Origin of the sequence: Amycolatopsis sp. SID8362 (genome assembly GCF_010550475.1) — a bacterium.
Taxonomy (GTDB): Bacteria; Actinomycetota; Actinomycetes; order Mycobacteriales; family Pseudonocardiaceae; genus Amycolatopsis; species Amycolatopsis eburnea.
Map to the genome: position 1 here is coordinate 1 of NZ_JAAGNB010000927.1, position 3,077 is coordinate 3,077.

General features: G+C 73.8%; 3 protein-coding genes and 1 pseudogene. All 4 read left to right on the forward strand.

What is annotated here, in order from left to right; translation table 11 throughout:
• Positions 1–303, forward strand: a pseudogene (locus tag G3I65_RS28910) (type III PLP-dependent enzyme); the annotation flags it as partial.
• Positions 304–307: 4 nt separating this feature from the next.
• Complete coding sequence (locus tag G3I65_RS28915; RefSeq protein WP_160698906.1) at positions 308–559, forward strand: phosphopantetheine-binding protein; 252 nt, start codon at positions 308–310, stop codon at positions 557–559.
• Positions 556–1,707 (forward strand): acyl-CoA dehydrogenase family protein, encoded by a 1,152-nt coding sequence (locus G3I65_RS58835; RefSeq protein ID WP_160698907.1) that lies wholly within the window; start codon positions 556–558, stop codon positions 1,705–1,707. Before G3I65_RS28915 ends, G3I65_RS58835 begins: the two co-directional genes overlap by 4 nt.
• Positions 1,700–2,794: an acyl-CoA dehydrogenase family protein gene (locus tag G3I65_RS28925; protein WP_239071510.1), complete on the forward strand. Its 1,095-nt coding sequence runs from the start codon at positions 1,700–1,702 to the stop codon at positions 2,792–2,794. Before G3I65_RS58835 ends, G3I65_RS28925 begins: the two co-directional genes overlap by 8 nt.
• The last annotated feature ends 283 nt before the right edge of the window (positions 2,795–3,077 follow it).

The window sequence follows — 3,077 nt, forward strand, 5'->3', positions numbered from 1 at the left end:
CCCCCGCTCGCGCCCCGCCTGCTCGGCCCGGCCGGGCCGGACGCGCTCGACGCGCTCGTCGCCGGCCCGCTGTGCACCCCGCTGGACACCTGGTCCCGCGGCGCGAAGCTGCCCGAGCTGAGCCCCGGCGACCTGGTCGCGGTGCCGAACGTCGGCGCCTACGGGCTCTCCGCGAGCCTCGTGGCCTTCCTGGGCCACCCCCTGCCGGTGGAGGTCGTCGTCGACGGCGACCGCCCCGGCTCCCCCGCGCGGACGTCCCGCGTGGAACTGGTCAGGACCACTGACCCCAACCATGAGGAGTGAACCGATGGACCCCCGCATGGCCGAACTGCTGACCCCGTACCTCAAGTTCCTCAACGGCCGCGAACTCGGGCCGGACGACTCCCTGCGCGAGTGCGGGCTGGACTCGATGCAGTCGATCAACGTGCTGTTCGAGATCGAGGACGTCTTCGGCGTTTCGTTGCCGGACGAGGACATCACCGACGCCACCTTCGCCACCGGCGGCACGCTGTGGACCGCGGTGGCGGCCCAGCTGGAGCGCCAGGGGGTGTCGTCGTGACCACCGCCCCGCTCGCCGAACTCGTCGGGCGCGTCACCAAGGTCGCCGAGGAGCACGTCCGGCGGACCGACGACGAAGCGACGTTCCCGGTCGAAGCGCTCGAAGAGCTGCGCGCCACCGGCCTGCTCGGGTTGCAGGTGCCCGCCGACGAAGGCGGTCTCGGTGGTTCGCTGGCCGACGTGCTCGAGACCAGCACCGAGCTGGGCCGGGTGGACATGTCCCTGGCGATGATCTTCGCGATGCACTGCCAGCAGGTCGCCGCCGTGCTCGCTCATGCCGACGGGAGGCTGCGCAACGAGTTGGTGCCCGAGATCGCCGCGGGGCGGCTCTACCTCGGCTCGGTCACCACCGAAGCGGGCAAGGGCGGGCACCTGCTGACCGCCGAGTCCGCCGCGGCCTGGCGCGACGGGGAGCTGCTCGTCGACCGGTTCGCCCCGATCGTCACCGGGGGCAGGCAGGCCGACGGGTTCCTGATCACGATGCGCTCCCCCGATTCCGAGGCGGACAACCAGGTTTCGCTGGTCTACGCGTCCCGGGCGCAGGTCGAGATCGAGCCGGCCGGCGGCTGGAACCCGCTGGGCATGCGGGCCAGCGACAGCGGCGCCATGAAGCTGCGTGGCAGGCTGCCCGCGCACCAGGTCGTCGGGCGGCACGGGGACTTCCACAGCATCGTGACGAGCGTGTTCGGGCCGATGGCCCACCTCGGCTGGGCGTCGTGCTGGCTGGGCACGGCCGCCGGGGCGCTGTCGCGGGTGATCGCGTCCGTGCGCGGCAGCCGCGGCAAGACCGACCTCAGCTCGGAACTGCTGATGACACGGCTGTCACGCTCGCGCCAACGGCTGGACACCGTGCACGCGCTGATCTCGCACGCCCGCGAAGTCGTCGAGACCACCGCGGACCTCAGCGTGCCGAAGGTGCAGCTGCTGATCAACGCCGTGAAGATCACCGCGGCCGAGGAGTGCTACCGGGCCGTCGACGAACTCGTCGACGCCGTCGGGATGCGCCACGGCTACCTGCGGGACTCCCCGACGCGGCTCGAACAGTCGTTGCGGGACCTGCGGTCGGCGGTGCTGAACTACAGCAACGACCGGCTGCACCTCGCCGACGGCAGGCTCACCCTGCTCGACCAGGAGGTGCGTTTTGCCTGACACCGCCCTCCTGGACGGCGACGTGCTGTCCACAGTGGAGCCGGACGCCGGCGGCGCCCAGGTGTGGCAGCGGCTCGGTGCGGCCGGCGTGCTGCGTGCCCAGTACCGGGAGCGCACGCCGACCGGCCTGGTCGCCGATCCCGGGCGGCTCGCCGCCACCCTGCGCGCGGTCGACGCCCGCGGGGACAACGGGATCACGTTGAGCGTGCTGGTGCAGTCGGCGAGCGCGCTGCCGATCCTGGCCGCCGGGACCGGCCCGGAGTTCGACCAGGTCGCCGACGGCGACGGCGAGGTCGCGCTGGCCGCCACGGACGCCGGGGCGGCCGGCTCCGACCTCACCGGGCTGGGCACGACGGTCGACATCGACGGCGACAGTGTCAGGCTGGACGGCGGGAAGCGGTGGGTCACCACGGCGACCCGCGCGGCCTACTTCCTGGTGCTGGCCCGCCACCGGCCCGGACGGCACTTCACCGCGTTCACCTGGGTCCTGGTCCCGGCGGACGCGGCGGGCGTCCGGGTCACCCCCGCGACGACCACGCTCCTGCCGGGCGCGGGCATCGGCCACGTCGAGTTCTCCGGCGTCCGGCTGCCCGCGTCGGCGGTGCTCGGCCGGCAGGGCCGCGGGCTGGCGTTGTTCGCCCGGCACATGGGCACCGAACGCCTCGCCGGCGCGCAGTGGGCCGCCGCGCTCACCAGCCGGGTGCTGGCGGAGACGAGGGAAGCGTTGCTGCGGCGGGAGATCGACGGCCGCGCGCTGTGGGACCACGAGTCCGTCCGCCAGGAGTTCGCGGCGTGCCTGGTGCGGGTGCGTGCGTTGCGCGCGCTGCACGAGTCGCTGGGCGAGCGGGTGGTGGCGGAGCACGACGCGACGAGCGCGGCGATCCTGAAGGCGTCGATCGGGCTGACGGCGGACGAGGTCCTGTCCCGCTGTGCCCGCTGGCGCGGCGCCGACGGCTTCGCCGACGACGGCCTCCAGCTGGTCCGCGCCGAGGCCGCGGTCTTCGGCATCGGCGGCGGCGTCACCGAGCTGATGCTGGGCGCGATCGCCGACGCCGCCGGCCCCCTGCTCGAGGACCTGCGCTCATGAGCCCGTCGCTTTCACGTGAAAGCTCCGCCCTGGGAGCGGCACTTTCACGTGAAAGTGCCGCTCGGGGGCTGCCGGAGGTGGGTCTGGACGGGACCCAGGTCGCTCCTGGCGTGTGGGTCGCCTCCGCCGGGTGTGCTGACCTCGGCGATCCGTGCGGCCACCCGGGCGACCTCGCCGAAGCCGAGACGCGGCCCGCCTGGCAGCGTCCGGAGTTCCTCGCCGGGCGGCACCTCCTGCGCCGGCTGCTCCGGCGGGTACGGCCCGAGCTGGCCGCGCTACCCGT

Coding starts and splice junctions, on each gene's coding strand:
- G3I65_RS28915 (WP_160698906.1), top strand. CDS start 308: ATGGACCCCCGCATGGCCGAACTGCTGACCCCGTACCTCAAGTTCCTC.